At 44.7% G+C, this 14,132-nt stretch carries 8 protein-coding genes; 7 read left to right on the plus strand and 1 reads right to left on the minus strand.

Features of this window, described 5'->3' with window-relative positions:
- Nucleotides 1-96: 96 nt before the first annotated feature.
- On the minus strand, nucleotides 97-1,329 hold the full coding sequence (locus ACEN9X_RS20425; RefSeq protein WP_413666885.1) for a DUF3472 domain-containing protein: 1,233 nt from the start codon (nucleotides 1,327-1,329) through the stop codon (nucleotides 97-99).
- 1,035 nt (nucleotides 1,330-2,364) lie between these two features.
- Between ACEN9X_RS20425 and ACEN9X_RS20430 the strand changes: the two genes are divergently transcribed.
- The 7 genes from ACEN9X_RS20430 to ACEN9X_RS20460 are packed head-to-tail and all read left to right on the plus strand — an operon-like array spanning nucleotide 2,365 to nucleotide 14,111.
- On the plus strand, nucleotides 2,365-5,337 hold the full coding sequence (locus ACEN9X_RS20430; protein ID WP_413666886.1) for a SusC/RagA family TonB-linked outer membrane protein: 2,973 nt from the start codon (nucleotides 2,365-2,367) through the stop codon (nucleotides 5,335-5,337).
- A gap of 25 nt (nucleotides 5,338-5,362) precedes the next feature.
- On the plus strand, nucleotides 5,363-6,910 hold the full coding sequence (locus ACEN9X_RS20435; protein WP_413666887.1) for a RagB/SusD family nutrient uptake outer membrane protein: 1,548 nt from the start codon (nucleotides 5,363-5,365) through the stop codon (nucleotides 6,908-6,910).
- 52 nt (nucleotides 6,911-6,962) lie between these two features.
- Nucleotides 6,963-7,637, plus strand: a complete 675-nt coding sequence (locus ACEN9X_RS20440; protein WP_413666888.1) for a hypothetical protein — start codon at nucleotides 6,963-6,965, stop codon at nucleotides 7,635-7,637.
- 10 nt (nucleotides 7,638-7,647) lie between these two features.
- Nucleotides 7,648-8,679: a DUF5007 domain-containing protein gene (locus ACEN9X_RS20445; RefSeq protein ID WP_413666889.1), complete on the plus strand. Its 1,032-nt coding sequence runs from the start codon at nucleotides 7,648-7,650 to the stop codon at nucleotides 8,677-8,679.
- A gap of 33 nt (nucleotides 8,680-8,712) precedes the next feature.
- Complete coding sequence (locus ACEN9X_RS20450) at nucleotides 8,713-11,841, plus strand: SusC/RagA family TonB-linked outer membrane protein (protein WP_413666890.1); 3,129 nt, start codon at nucleotides 8,713-8,715, stop codon at nucleotides 11,839-11,841.
- 19 nt (nucleotides 11,842-11,860) lie between these two features.
- Nucleotides 11,861-13,372 carry a RagB/SusD family nutrient uptake outer membrane protein gene (locus ACEN9X_RS20455; protein ID WP_413666891.1) on the plus strand — a complete coding sequence of 504 codons (1,512 nt, stop codon included), beginning with the start codon at nucleotides 11,861-11,863 and terminating at the stop codon, nucleotides 13,370-13,372.
- Nucleotides 13,373-13,391: 19 nt separating this feature from the next.
- Nucleotides 13,392-14,111, plus strand: a complete 720-nt coding sequence (locus ACEN9X_RS20460; protein ID WP_413666892.1) for a hypothetical protein — start codon at nucleotides 13,392-13,394, stop codon at nucleotides 14,109-14,111.
- Nucleotides 14,112-14,132: the final 21 nt, after the last annotated feature.

A 14,132-nucleotide genomic window follows, 5' to 3' on the forward strand; every position in this document is an offset into this window, starting at 1 on the left:
ATTGCAATTGCCCCTTATAATTTATACAAGGTTTCATTGACAAGGTATTCGCGCAAAAGCGTGTGGGTTTAATAGATTTTTATAGCTACCCGGGGATTATTGCTGCGGCAGTTTATCAAAGTCAATAGCAGGGGGGATGCCGTTAGCTTCACGGGTTATTACCGTGCCGTAAGGTGTAACGCCAACTGTTTTAAATCCTCCCGAAAACATGTAGAACCATTTTCCTTCGACACCGCTGCCATAATCAAATCTCGGGTGTTTTATTTTATCTGCAGTGGTGGTGAAGCGGGCTGTGGTTAACTCCATCCATTTGCCGCCTGGTGTGCAGATCCATTGGTTGCCGTAACGGGCCGAAAAATAATCCGCGCCGTTATCGCCAAAATTTTCAACAAACGAGTACAAGCCTGTAAGCAGTTTGCCGCCGGTTTTGGTTTTATCCCACTGGGCTATTAATTTCCATTCTCCGTTTTCGGGTGCGTAGTAGTAGGCGGTAAATATAGTATGGTCGCCGGCAGGTTTTGCGCCAACAAGCAGTTTGTAAACAACATCGGCTTTCCAGTTAAATACCAGGTGACTGTGGCCACCGGAACCTTCATTACCAAATTCGCCGGTAAACACGCCTGCGCCTTTTTTTATAAGGGTTACCGCATAGTCAGACGGGATCTCTTTCGGATCATTGGTATTGTAAGCGCTCCAAACCGAGAATATAAAACGTTTCTCGTTTTTTGAATTATGCTGTATGCCCATATAGCCACCGCTAAAGCCGTTGGTTTCATAATAAGCGTTAACCGAGGTGTCGGCTATTTTAGGTACCGATACCTCACTGTAAAACCAGGCAGCAACGCTGTCACCCGAAACCTTATATGTGAGGTGTGTTGCAGGAGCTCCTTTATACTGGCTGTTGTTGAATTTAACATCCTGCGCCGCTGCCCCTGAAAGCACAGCCGCCGAAATATCGGGTAGTTTGTTGCCCTCGTTTTGTTTTATCTCAATAAAATGATAGCCGGGTTTGCTTATGGCGTATGTTGATACAGGCACCAGGCTATAGGCTGTTGAAGGTTTTACTTTTATGACGGTGGTTTTGCCCTGACCATCAAGTCTGCAACTTATTTGGGCGTCGTCCTGGTCTTTTGCCTTAAGTGCTACCTGCAAGGCTCCGTTTTGTTTTGTTAGAAAATATACCCTGTAATAATTATGGTTAACGGCATACCCGCTGCCCGATACAGGCACGGTAACACTGTTTGCAGTATCAACAGCCTGTGCGTATGCAGCCGAAAGGGGGGCAGCTAAAGTAATAGCCAGTAAAAAAGGTTTAAACAATTTTAGCATAGTGGTAAAGTTTACATTTATAGTTATTTACAAATGAAACCATTGCAGTTCAAATGAACTATTAAACCTCTGTGCAAACGTTAGCATAAAATAAAGTCGGGATTTAATAACAGCGCCGGCAGGTAGTTTATATAATTAAACGGGCACAGATCGCCTCGAAAAATAAGCTAAAGAAGCCAAAGTAATGATATGGCTTTGTTATCAGTTAACCGGCAAGGATAAGTTTTGCCTGTACGTTGTTAAATTATAACATGTTTATTTAAATTTCAAACGTTTGCGTAATAGTTGTGCTATGTTAATTGTCAGTTTGAACTATGCAGCCAGGTGCTCCCAATACCCGGTAAAGTGATTTATAGTGAAGCTTCCTGTTAGAAATATACTTGTTAAAATATTACCTGTTTAATATGTACAAACGGTTGTGTAACAATAAAAAGTAACATTTTATACCTGTTTTGATTCATTCCAACTCTGCCGTTTGGACTTAAGGTTGGCATGGCCAGCTAAAATTTACGACTTAACTAAAATGAAATTTATATTCTTTTAATGATTAATTAATCTTGGTCGTGTTGCCGATATGTGTAAAATGGCCATAATAATGGTTGAGCTAATCAATCGTTTGCGTTGACAACAAAAAGATTTATCCAAAACCAATTATTTAGTTTTAGATAAATGACCTGAACATCAGTTCACTATTCAATTAGGTAACGTTTGATTTTAGCTTACGGTTGCCATTTACTAAACCAAACCATATCCGCCAGGGATCTGGGTCCTGCTTGCAAATCCTTTAACATACAATATATATGATCAAAACCTTTACACTTCGCTATTTAAAAATCAGCATTTTAAATTTACAGCTCCCTCGGGAGGCATTCGTCGTCATGGTTAACGATTAATTTTTCGTTCCCCAATAAATTTTAAGCGTTCATAATTCCACGCCAGAAACATATTCGTTTCAGGCGACAGGATAGCTATGTCCTAAAAGTTCAAACCAGTTTAACAAAGCTTTATCAATAAAATTAATCAATGCGAATGAAAATGAACCGAATTAGTACAGCCGTTATTTATATGGCCCTGCTATTACCTTTTGGTGTCGCCAGGGGATATGCAGTAACATATAAGGCTGCTGCTTTTAATTACAACACTTGTTTTTGGCAGGATACTACTGATACAGTCAAAAAGAAGGCCGATACATTAATATCGGTAAAAATACGCCGGGCTTTAGTAAAGGGCTTAAAAGATTCTCTTAATATGGAGATCTCCAAGCTTAGCCCCAATCTCTCGTTACAGCAAATGCTGAAAGGGAATGTCCCCGGCTTATACGTTCAGGAAACTACCGGCGAGCCGGGTACCGAGCAAAGCATGATCATCCGTGGTTTATCATCGCCCTTGTTCAGCAAAAATGATATTTACAATCAGCAGCCCACTGTTTATGTGAATGGCATCCCGCTTATCCAGGAAAGCTCGTTTGTTTATGATATTCAGAAATACAATTTTAACCGCATAGGGCCTGCCACCAACCTGCTTGCCGGTATTGATGCAAGCAACATCAACTCCATAGAGGTTATTAAAGATCCGCTTGAGCTGGCCAGGCTGGGGCCAAATGCGGCAAACGGCGCCATCTGGATCACTACCAAGGTTGCCAAATCAGGCGTAAGGCAGTTGAATGTGAACAGCTATTTTGGTTTTGTACAGGCCAGCAGGGTAAATACCACCAATGCCGAGTACGAGAACCTGTTCCGCAAGCCCTTTTATCAGAAATATTCTACCGAAAGTGATTATCTGAATTATCCCGGCTATTTAAGGGATTCAACCAATACGGATTATTATGGTCCGGCAAGGTGGAACGACCTATATTATCAAAATACACCAATTCACTCGCTCGATCTGGGTTTGACCGGCGGGTCAGACCGGGCCAACTTCCGTTTCTTTGGTTCTGCTACCACTAATGCCGGTAATGCCGATAATACCGCGCTTAACCGTTACACGGCATCGTTTCAGATCAATATGCTGCCATTTAGCTGGCTAACCATTTCAAGTATGGTTAATGCCAACCGTATGGATCGCGACAGAAACCGTAACCTGCGCGATCGCTTTGCCGAAACCCGCTACATCCCCGACCTGTACAACCCGCTGCCTCCAAGTGCAACTACCTACCAGGCTTTATTAAACGAGTACGATAAAAACATCGACAATAACAGAACAACCGTTGTTAACGGCTACCTGTCGTTAGGTGTGGACCTGAAAAAAGTGAAAATTCTCTCCAACCTCAGCTTTGATTATAATCAGGGTACAAGGGATGTGTTTTATCCTTCAACCTTAATGGAGGGTAATAATTATGTATCTAATTATTTAGGCTATAACCAGCGTTTTAAGATCGACAACAGTATTAACTATACTAAGGAGCTGGGTAAAGATCACAAATTTGTTTTTGCGGCAGGCCAGTCATACCAAACCGACGTACATAAATACAACTATGCCAACGCCTATAACGGCCCCAATGATTTCATCAAGATCAACGTTGTGCAGGGTAATACTGATTCGGCCAATTACCTGAAACCAGTGGCCTACCTGGTGTACCGTTATATTGATAAAGAGCAGGCCCGTTTATTTTCGGTTTACGGTTCGGCAAGGTATGCTTATAAAGACCTGTTATCATTTACCGCCCTGGTACGTGATGATGCCTCTTCAAACGCGCAACCAGGCAGCCGCTGGTTTATATCGCCGGCCTTTAGCGGGCAATGGAACCTCAAAAATCAATTCCTGAAAAGCAGCAGTCTGTTTGATGACCTCTCCTTTAATGTCTCATGGTCAAGAATAGGCAAGCCTTTTACCGACGACAGGTTTGCCGCAGGTCCGCAATACCGTGTGGAGATAGGCTGGGACGCTGAACCAACCATTCCCGGCTATAATGGCGTGGCCGCTGTATCAAGGCCTTACACCAGTGGTTGGGTAGGTTATAATTTAAAATGGACCTATACCGATCAGCTAAATCTTGGCCTTAATACATCTTTATTACAAGGCCGCTTAAATGCATCGGCAACTTTCTATATCAAGGATGATAAGCGCATGTTGCTTAATATTCCAGTACCGCAGGAGTATGGCTACACCAGCAGTTATGCCAGCGGCATGGCTGTAAGAAACACCGGTGTTGAATTAGGTTTGGCCGGAACCATCTTAAAATCATCGGCCGGTTTAAACTGGACATCGGGTATCAACCTCAACTTTAACCGCAACAAGTTAACGGCGTTGCCAAACGGTCTTGATCAGTTGGTTATAGGCGATATGAAACTTAAGGTTGGCCAGCCAATTGATCAGTTCTTTATTTACCAAAACCAGGGTATTTATAACGTCGACAGTGAAGTACCTGTTAACCCGGCCAACAGCAAACGCCTCTCTTTTCAGGGTACCCCGCTAAAGGCCGGCGATCCTAAATGGAAAGATGTGAACGGTGATTATGTAATTGACGAAAACGATAAGGTGCTAAAAGGCAACGCTATGCCTAAGCTTACCGGGGGCTGGTCAAATGATTTTCACTACGGTAACTTTGACCTGAACTTCAACATCATTTTTGCAGTTGGTCAAAAGGCCCTTAACCAGTCGGCCGCTTCGCAGTATGATTTTATTAACCGAGAATCCGGTAATGACATCAACTCAATCAAAGAGATTTTTTCGTGGCAGCAAAATCCTAAAGCAATTCAATATCCCATATACAATCCATGGAGCAGCGTGGTGCCTTATCGCTTAGATCAGGACCTGTTCCTGGAAAATGCCTCGTATGCTAAGTTGAGGACAGTATCAGTAGGATATGACCTTACCAGGGCCGGTTTTATTAAAAAAATGAAATCGACCATAAAAAGAGCCTACATATACGTGACCGCCAGTAACCTGGTAACGGTTACCTCATTTACCGGCAGCGACCCTGAACTGATTGATTATAACGGCATATATAACGGTTATGGCATGGCCATTCCGCGTACCTATATCCTGGGCATTAAGTTGGATTTATAGTATTAACAAATAAAAATTATTGAATATGATATCTTTTATAAACAGACACATTAGCGCAAACAAAGCAGCCGGTATCTTACTGCTGGTTGTTGCCTTGTGCCTGAATGTATCATGCAAAAAGTCGCTCGATGTTGATTCAAGCCGGCTTGCAAAAGAGGATGGGCACTGGACAAGCCTGCAGGATACCCGCTCGGGACTGATGGCCACTTATGGTTTAATGCGCGCCGCCTTGGCCGATAATAATGCGCACTGGCTTTGGGGCGAGTTCAGGCAGGGGGATTTTGCGGCAACCAACCGGTCGGACCTGAAAGCCATTGTTAACGGCAACCTGAACGCATCTTTCCCGCTGTTACAGGATATTACTAGTTGGCGTGCCTTTTATGCAGTGATAAACAATGCCAGTTTACTGATAGAACGTGCCCCCGGGGTGTTGGCTGTTGATAAGCGTTACACCGAAGTTAACTACAAGGTTGATGTGGCCCAGGCCCGTGCGCTTAGGGCATTCGCCTATTTTTATATGGTGAGGATCTGGGGTGATGTGCCATTGATCACCTCATCTCATGATGACGGCAGTTTTCAGGCTAAGGCCCGTACCGATCAGGCTAAGGTGTTGGTTTATGCCGAATCGGAATTGATAGCTGCCGCCAAGGACCTGCCATATGTATACGGTGCCGAAGGAAACGACCTGTTGCCGGGTTTATACTACGGTTATGATGCCGACCGCTGGAGGGGCGCATTGTTCACCAAAATTTCGGCCTATGCAGTTTTGGCGCACATTGCCGCCTGGCAATCACACTACATCGATGCGGCTGTTTACACAGATTTCATCATGAAAAACTACGCCAAAGCCAATATTGCCTACTCAACCATTACCGAGCTTACCGGTTCGGACGGGATTTTTAACGGTGCGTCAAACAACCAGGTCATTTGCTTTGGCTTTAATGACCTCTATGGTGAATCGACCACTAACGGCCATATTGAGCAGCTGGTATTGGCTGCGCCGCTCATCACCAAGCAAACGCCCGATCTGTATGTGCCAAAAGATACCATTGCCAGCGCTTTTACCGATCCTAACGATCAGCGCTTTGGTCTGGATACCATTTCGGGCCTGTCACGAACCAATTATTTCGTGAACTACAGCGGCGAAACACCGGTATTCAGCAAGATCAAGGTGTTAAGAGGCGGCTCAACTAACGGCAATTTTGCGGTTTACAGCTCCAATATCATTTTCACCCGCCTGGAAGAACTGGCCTTACTACGTGCCGAATCTTTGGCTGTTTTAGGCCAGCGGCAGGATGCCATAAGCCTGTTAAACGTGATAAGAAAAAGCAGGGGAGTAGCCACTTTTTCAGATGGGCCTGATAAAGACCTCATTAAAGAAATATTTGATGAACGCCGCCGCGAGCTCATGGGCGAAGCCTGGAGATGGTATGACCAGGTACGCTACAACAAGATAAAAGGCAACAACACCGCATTTAATGACCTGATAAACAGAAAAGGGATCTACTGGCCTATAGCCACGGATGTGCTTAATGCCAATAACCAGCTTACGCAAAACAGCTACTGGAAATAGCCTCTGAGCTTATAGCACATTGTCAAAAATTTATGCTTAAACACATATAGAGATGAGAAATAAAAATATTGTTTTCTTCCGCACGCTGATGGTACTGTTGCTTGGCACCACGCTGTTTGCCTGTAAGAAAACCGACAAAACTTATTACGATTACCAAAATACCTTGAAGGAGTTTAATGGTAACGCGCTTGATTATCTGCAGGCCCAGTCTGGCGTTTACGATTCGCTGCTGGTAGTGCTTAACAGGCTGCCTGCCCTTAAAGATTCATTACAACGCCAAAATATTACCCTGTTTGCTGTAACCAATAAAAGCTTCCAGATCTCGGTAGAGAGCCTGAATGAGGTACGGAGAAAGACTAACAAAGCCCCCATTTATTTGGCCAATGCCGATCTGGCGCAGCTGGATACCATGCTGTGCAAATACATCATCCCCGGTAAACTCACTACTGCCGATTTTGAAAGTTATTCGGACGGTTTGCAGATCAAAAGCCTCAAATATGGCTACCACATGCATGTGGCCTATACCAAGGCAAATGCTTCGGGTTTTAACGGCGGAGGGCCAGGCATCATCACTTTTACCGATCCTAAAAACTCAATTTTCGTGAGATACTGGCAAAGTACGCCAACCAACGCGGTAAACATAAAAACCAACAATGCCACGGTGAATGTTATCGCCCCCGGTCATGATTTTGGTTTCGGCGATTTTGTAACAAGGATTAATCACTAAAGCTAAAACAATGAAATATACATACAAATTACAGTCATTTAGCATTCTTTTAGTAGCGCTGATAGTATCAGTTGGTATTAGCGGCTGTTTGAAAAACCTGCCCGACGACCGCGAATCAATTGCCACCAATACGCAGTTTACCCAAACAGTATACAGCCCGGTGCTGGGCCGCAATACTTTGTTTGACAATAACTTTTCTGTCGGTAACTCATCGCAGCCCTTAACTTTCAAGATCATTAACATGCGTAACCGCGACGGCTCGGCCGCTCCGGAACTAACGCAGCTTTTCCCGGTGCAGGTTTGGACATCGTCTTACCTGGGCGATGAAAAATCAATTGCCGAAATAGAGGCCAAACGTAAAATTGAAAACCACGCTTTATTTGAAGTAAGGGAGCATGCAGGGCAGTTTTTAATGTGGGCCGCAGCACGGTCAACCTTTGTGAAAACCCAGCCCGATTCTGGTTATGTGTTTGATGTGGAGATGTCAAACAGCGGCGGCCGCAGGTATTTCCGCGATTTTAAACTGATGCCTTTAAAGGAGCGACAATTTGAGCCTTCAACACTAAATGCTGTCACCGGCCTGTCTCAGCATACCGGCCTGTCATCATCAGATGTAGAAAACATAATAGGAGCCAAAACCAATAAGTTTTTGAGCGGCGATGATATTGAGGTGCAGTTTCACAAAGTAGGAGAGGGCAATTCGCTCAAATTCAAATTTGTTGATTCGCTGTATAACCCTATTGATCCGGCCCAGTTTAACCTCACCAAATGGGACAAGCTTGTACACGGCTTTAATATGGAGAAAACCAACCAGTATGTAAAGTACACCGTGGCTTATCCTGTTCCATTGATTGTTTATAAAACAGCTTACACCAACACCCCGGGGGATAAAGCCCATGTAGTGTTCAGCTACGACAGGCAGGCCTATGGCAATATCCGCAGTGTGAGCAATCTCAAGCTCGATTTTGCCATCTACGAGAAAGGAGATTGGGAAATCACCTTTTGGTTCAGGAACGAGATCCCCAAGTTTATTAACGATTAACAGAATAGGATTTAAAATTATATAAGATCTGATATGAGATATTCAGCTATACTATTTTCTTTGATTGTGCTGCTCAGTTTCTGTCATCCGGCAGGGGCCCAGCAAAAGAAAATTACGGTTTCGGGTACCGTTATTGATGCCAAGGAAAAAAAGCCGCTGCCCGGTGTACTGGTGCGCTCGGGCAAGCCATCCGTAGTACTTGGCCAAACCGATATTAAAGGAAATTTTACCGTAAAGGCAGATGCCGACGCCGAGCTTACCTTTAACTTCATAGGCTTTAAAAGTATTACCCGCAAGGTAACAGGCCCGGTCATGAACATTGTAATGGCCGAAGAAGTGAACGCTCTTAAAGAAACGGTGATCATCGGTTATTCAAAAAAAACCAAGGAAGTTTCAACCGGTTCAAGTGTTGTTATTACAGCCAAAGATATCCAGGATGCCCCTGTGGCCAACGTGCTTGAACTGATACAGGGTAAAGTGGCCGGTTTAAATATCCAGAACAATAATGGTACGCCAGGTATGGTAGGGTCTATCAATATCCGTGGTATTTCAAACGTGAATGTATCCGGTTCGGGTTTCCTAACACCAACATCTCCTTTGTTTGTAGTTGATGGTTTCCCGGTTGATGATAACTCCAATTACAGCTACGGCTTTGATCAGGCCAGCCCGGGTTTAAGCCCTATATCACTTATCCCAACCGAGGATATCCAAAGCATCGAGATTTTGAAAGATGCGCAGGCAACTTCGTTATACGGTTCGCGCGGTGCATATGGCGTTATCCTCATCACTACCAAAAGGGGGAACTCAAAAGTGCCTATCATTAAATACACCGCCAATTTTACCCTTGCACAGCCGCCGGCTTTGCGCAAAGTAATTGGTGGTAAAGGCGAGCGGTTGATGCGTATTGATGAGATCCTGCAAAACGACACCAATTATTACCACGCATTGAATACTATTAACAGTAACCCTTTCCTGTCCGATAGTTTAAATGCCTACTATAATAATTCCACCAACTGGCAGGCCAAGTACTTCAGGAACACCTTTAACCAAACCCATAACGTTGAAATTTCGGGTGGCGAAAACAAGTTCAATTACAAGGTTAACACGGGTTATTTTAACCAGAAAGGGATTGTTGAAAATACAGACTTTACCCGCTATAACCTGAACATGAACACCCTGTACCAGCCAAACGACAGGTTTAAATTATCGGCAGCTATTAATAACCAGCTGGCCTATAACAGTACGGGCGGTGGTAACAGTTTAACACAAACGGGTGTGGCCAGCAGTGGTGCTTCATCATCATTATTGCCTGCTCCCTCGTTGTTTACGGCCAGCAGCGGTTTATTGAATACCCTAAGCACGCAAAATGATAATAAAACGGTAAATATTACCGCCAATCTTGACCTGGATGTGCTGATCTTTAAAGGGCTGCGGGCTACCAACTCCTTCAGTTTTAATTACTTTAGCCAGGGCACTGAAAAATTGACCCCGGCCGCATTAAATGGCGACTTTAACCAGCTTTATAATTACTTCGACCGGAAAAATACTTTATATAACCGTACTGGTCTGGCTTATGATAAGTCATTTGCCAATAAGCATAACTTCAGGCTAAATGTTTTTGGCGAGTTAAACAGCACCAATTTCAGGGCCGACGTTATCCAGCAAAGCGGTACACCCAATGATCACATATTGGGCCCGCTGGGTCATGACTGGAGCAAATCATTGGGTGGTACGCTGAATAACCTGTCCGATCTGAAAACAGCTTCGCTTGCGGCCGCGTTCTCCTACAACTACAAACAGATCTATGTGCTTGATCTTTCGTACCGTATGGATGGTTCATCAACCAACGGGCCAGATGCCGGTTACTCCAAAAATCCTTCGGTAGGCGTACGCTGGAATTTCAACAAAGAAAAATTTATGCAGTCGTTCAGCTGGCTCGACTATAGCTCATTGCGTTTTAGCTACGGTAAAAATATAGTGCCTACCGGCTCGGTGTATGATGTGTACGGCCGTTACATTGCCGGTAGTAACTACAACCAGGACCCAACCGTTAATTTAGATTACGGCGTTATCCCCAACACAGGTTTAACACCTACTACTACCACGCAGCTTAACGGTGGTTTTGATGCCGGTTTCCTGAACGGAAAGTTTTCCGTTACCATGGATGCTTATTATAAGCAGGTTGACAACATGCTGCGCATGAAGGATATTGCCAATATCAATGCCTTCAGCCAGGTAAGCACCAACGAAATGAGCGTGGTTAACTACGGCTACGAGTTAACCTTAACCGCCCGGCCTTTACCAACTGATAGCAAATTGTCATGGCAGCTATCGGTAAATGCAGCTTTTAATAAGGATGTAATGGTTCACCTGCCCGATAACGTGAGCCAGTTACTGGTGGTTGACCCATCTACCGGTCAGAATATCCTGTACCGTTTAGGCCGTAACAGCCTTTCAAACGTATTGCTGAACACCAAAGGTGTTTATTCAAGCAATTCGACCGTACCGGTTGACCCATTGACCGGTTTAAGATACCGCACGGGCGGCCTGGTTTATACTTACTTTAAACAAGGTGATCCCGCCTGGACAGATGTTAACGGTGATTACGTGTTAGATGCCAATGATTATGTGGCGGTTGGTAACTCACAGCCTTTGGTTACCGGCGGTTTTACCTCATCTATGCAGTATGGGCCATTCTCGCTAAGTATCAATGGTTCGTTTACCGCTATCAGGGATGTATTGAACAATGACCTTGCTTCACGTTTCCAGAGCTTCGCTAATCCCACCGCACAAACAGGTTTAGTACCGCTTGAAGCTTATAACTACTGGAAAACATCGGGCAATAATGCAACCTATCCTAACCCTTATGATTATACCAGGGCGGGCAAAGTATCGCCGTTCCGTTATGACCAAACACTGTTTCAGGAAGATGGCTCATACCTGAAAATCAACCAGGTCACCTTCTCTTACAACTTTAAGAAAGCAATGATCAAACGGTGGAATATTTCATCGGCGCGTATTTATGTTACCGCTTATAACGTGCACACATTCAGTAACTATTCAGGTGCAAACCCCGAAAACGTGACTGACCTGGGCAGGGATATCTCCGGCGGTTATCCTACCCCGCGCTCATACACATTAGGCCTCCAGGTTCAATTTTAATTATAAAATGAATAGTATTATGAAACGATTTTTATGTGCATTCCTGATTTTACTTGCCGGGAGCTTGATCCTGCCGGGGTGTAAAAAGTTTTTGAACGTTACACCGATAGATAACCTGTCGGGCAATAATTACTGGCAAAGCAAAAAAGATGTGGAGGCTTTTACACTGGGTATTTACAACCAGTTCAGGGAAAATACGCTGAGCACGCCTTATTTTGCTACCACCGGCGATTTGCGCTGCAGCCCGGCTGTCATGACGCCCGGTTTAGGCCGTACCTATATTACCTATATAGCTACCAATGATCTCCGCAGCCTGCTCAATAATACAGATACTTACTATAGCGATCTTTTTCATTACATCAACCTTACCAAGTGGGCGGGGTGGTATAAAATGATCCAGTCGGCTAATATTCTGTATGTACAGGCCGGTACGGTGACCGCCCTTTCTGATGCTGATAAAAAGCAATACCGTGCGGAGGCCGTGTTTCTGCGTAATCTGGCTTATTTGTTTTTGGTACGCCAGTTTGGTGATGTTCCTTATTACACCAAAGCCTATAACCAGGACGCGCTGCCGCGGATGCCGATGGTGCAGGTGCTCAATAACTGTATTGCCGATATGATGGCCGTAAAAAATGACCTGCCATGGACCTACGACGATCCATCGCTGGTAGGTATAAGGGCTATGCGCGGCGGTGCCGATGCTTTGCTCATGCACCTCAATATGTGGGCTGCCGGCTTTGATGATGCTAACAAAACAAAATACTATACAGCCGTAGATAATCTGGGCGCCGAAATAATGGGAAATAACAGCTATGGCCTATTACCGCTATCTCGAAGCAAGGAGATATTTAAAGGCCGTACCAAAGAGAGTTTGTTTGAAGTGCTCCGTAGCCTTAACTACGGCGAATACTCAACCGGCGACTACCTGTACAACACCTTTACCGATATGGTTTTGCATTATCCGCATAAGCCGGTAAAATCAATCACCAAAAGCTATATCTACTACAACAGCAAGTTCATGACCAAACTATACCCCTTAAATGCACCTGATAAAAGGGCTTCCACCTGGTTTGATCCTGCTTCCCTTTATGCCACCGACGGTTCATGGGAGCTCTTGAAGTTTGTGAACATTTTTGCCGCCGAGGGCGAGGATGTGCTGCCCGATGACGATCTGATGGTTTTCCGCCTGCCGGATGCCATTTTGCTTCGCGCCGAGGCGCAGGCCGAACTTGGTAAGGATGCTGCTGCGCAAACCACCCTCAATGTGGTTAGGGCCAGAGCCGAAGCTAATCCCGTTACAGACATAGGTAAAGATCTTAAAGATGATATCTGGTATGAGCGAGCCCGCGAACTGATGGGCGAGGGGCATTACTACTATGACCTGGTGCGCACCAAAAAAGTGCTGGATAAAGAGTATTGCTATCACCCTATACCGGTTGAGGATTTTAAAGCCGGAGCCTGGGCGTGGCCAATTGACAAAAGCGCTTTGGTTAATAACCCCTATATCACCCTAAATAGTTTCTGGCAATAATATTAACACAAAACATATCATGTACAAGATCATAAAAACAATTATAGCGGTATCCATCATCGTTGTCTGTTTCCTGGCAGGGTGTAAAAAAGATAGTTATTACTATGATACGGGCGTTCACCAGGCTAAGTACAACGGTACTATTTTAGATTACCTGAAGGCTAAACCTTTCATTTTCGATAGCCTGGTACTGGCAATCAAGGCCGCCGGTATGGAGGATGTTTTTCAAAAGGAAAACGTCACCTTTTTTGCGCCGCCCAGCTCATGTATTCACAAGGCCATAGTAAACCTCAATACCGATCTGCGCAACAACGGAAGAGATACCGTTTCACAGATGGGGCAGGTACAGCCGCAGGTTTGGAAGGATATGCTTTCCGAGTACGTGTTTAAAGGAGCCTACCTGCTAAAGGACATTCCGCAAATTGATACGCTTGCACTTTCGGCATTCCCCGGCCAGGGCTATGTTTCATACGGCGGCCGCACCATGAATATTGGTGTGTTTTACAACAGTGCCAATGGGGTAAAATATGTTGGTTATAGGCAGCTCATCTTATCATTCATCCCGGATTTTTCAAACCCCACGGTTGGGTTGTTTAACGTACCCATTGCAACTTCCGACATCCAGCCTACAAACGGGGTTATCCACGCTTTACAGTTCCAAAACCATGTGTTGGGTTTTGACAGCCGGCGGTTTATCACCGCGGCCGAGTCGGCAGGGATCAGTAAGCCGGCGCAATAATAACAGGGGGATAAATTATAT

The organism is Mucilaginibacter sp. Mucisp86 (assembly GCF_047324315.1).
Classification (GTDB): Bacteria; Bacteroidota; Bacteroidia; order Sphingobacteriales; family Sphingobacteriaceae; genus Mucilaginibacter.

Coding starts and splice junctions, on each gene's coding strand:
- ACEN9X_RS20425 (WP_413666885.1), bottom strand. CDS start 1,329: ATGCTAAAATTGTTTAAACCTTTTTTACTGGCTATTACTTTAGCTGCC.
- ACEN9X_RS20430 (WP_413666886.1), top strand. CDS start 2,365: ATGAACCGAATTAGTACAGCCGTTATTTATATGGCCCTGCTATTACCT.
- ACEN9X_RS20435 (WP_413666887.1), top strand. CDS start 5,363: ATGATATCTTTTATAAACAGACACATTAGCGCAAACAAAGCAGCCGGT.
- ACEN9X_RS20440 (WP_413666888.1), top strand. CDS start 6,963: ATGAGAAATAAAAATATTGTTTTCTTCCGCACGCTGATGGTACTGTTG.
- ACEN9X_RS20445 (WP_413666889.1), top strand. CDS start 7,648: ATGAAATATACATACAAATTACAGTCATTTAGCATTCTTTTAGTAGCG.
- ACEN9X_RS20450 (WP_413666890.1), top strand. CDS start 8,713: ATGAGATATTCAGCTATACTATTTTCTTTGATTGTGCTGCTCAGTTTC.
- ACEN9X_RS20455 (WP_413666891.1), top strand. CDS start 11,861: ATGAAACGATTTTTATGTGCATTCCTGATTTTACTTGCCGGGAGCTTG.
- ACEN9X_RS20460 (WP_413666892.1), top strand. CDS start 13,392: ATGTACAAGATCATAAAAACAATTATAGCGGTATCCATCATCGTTGTC.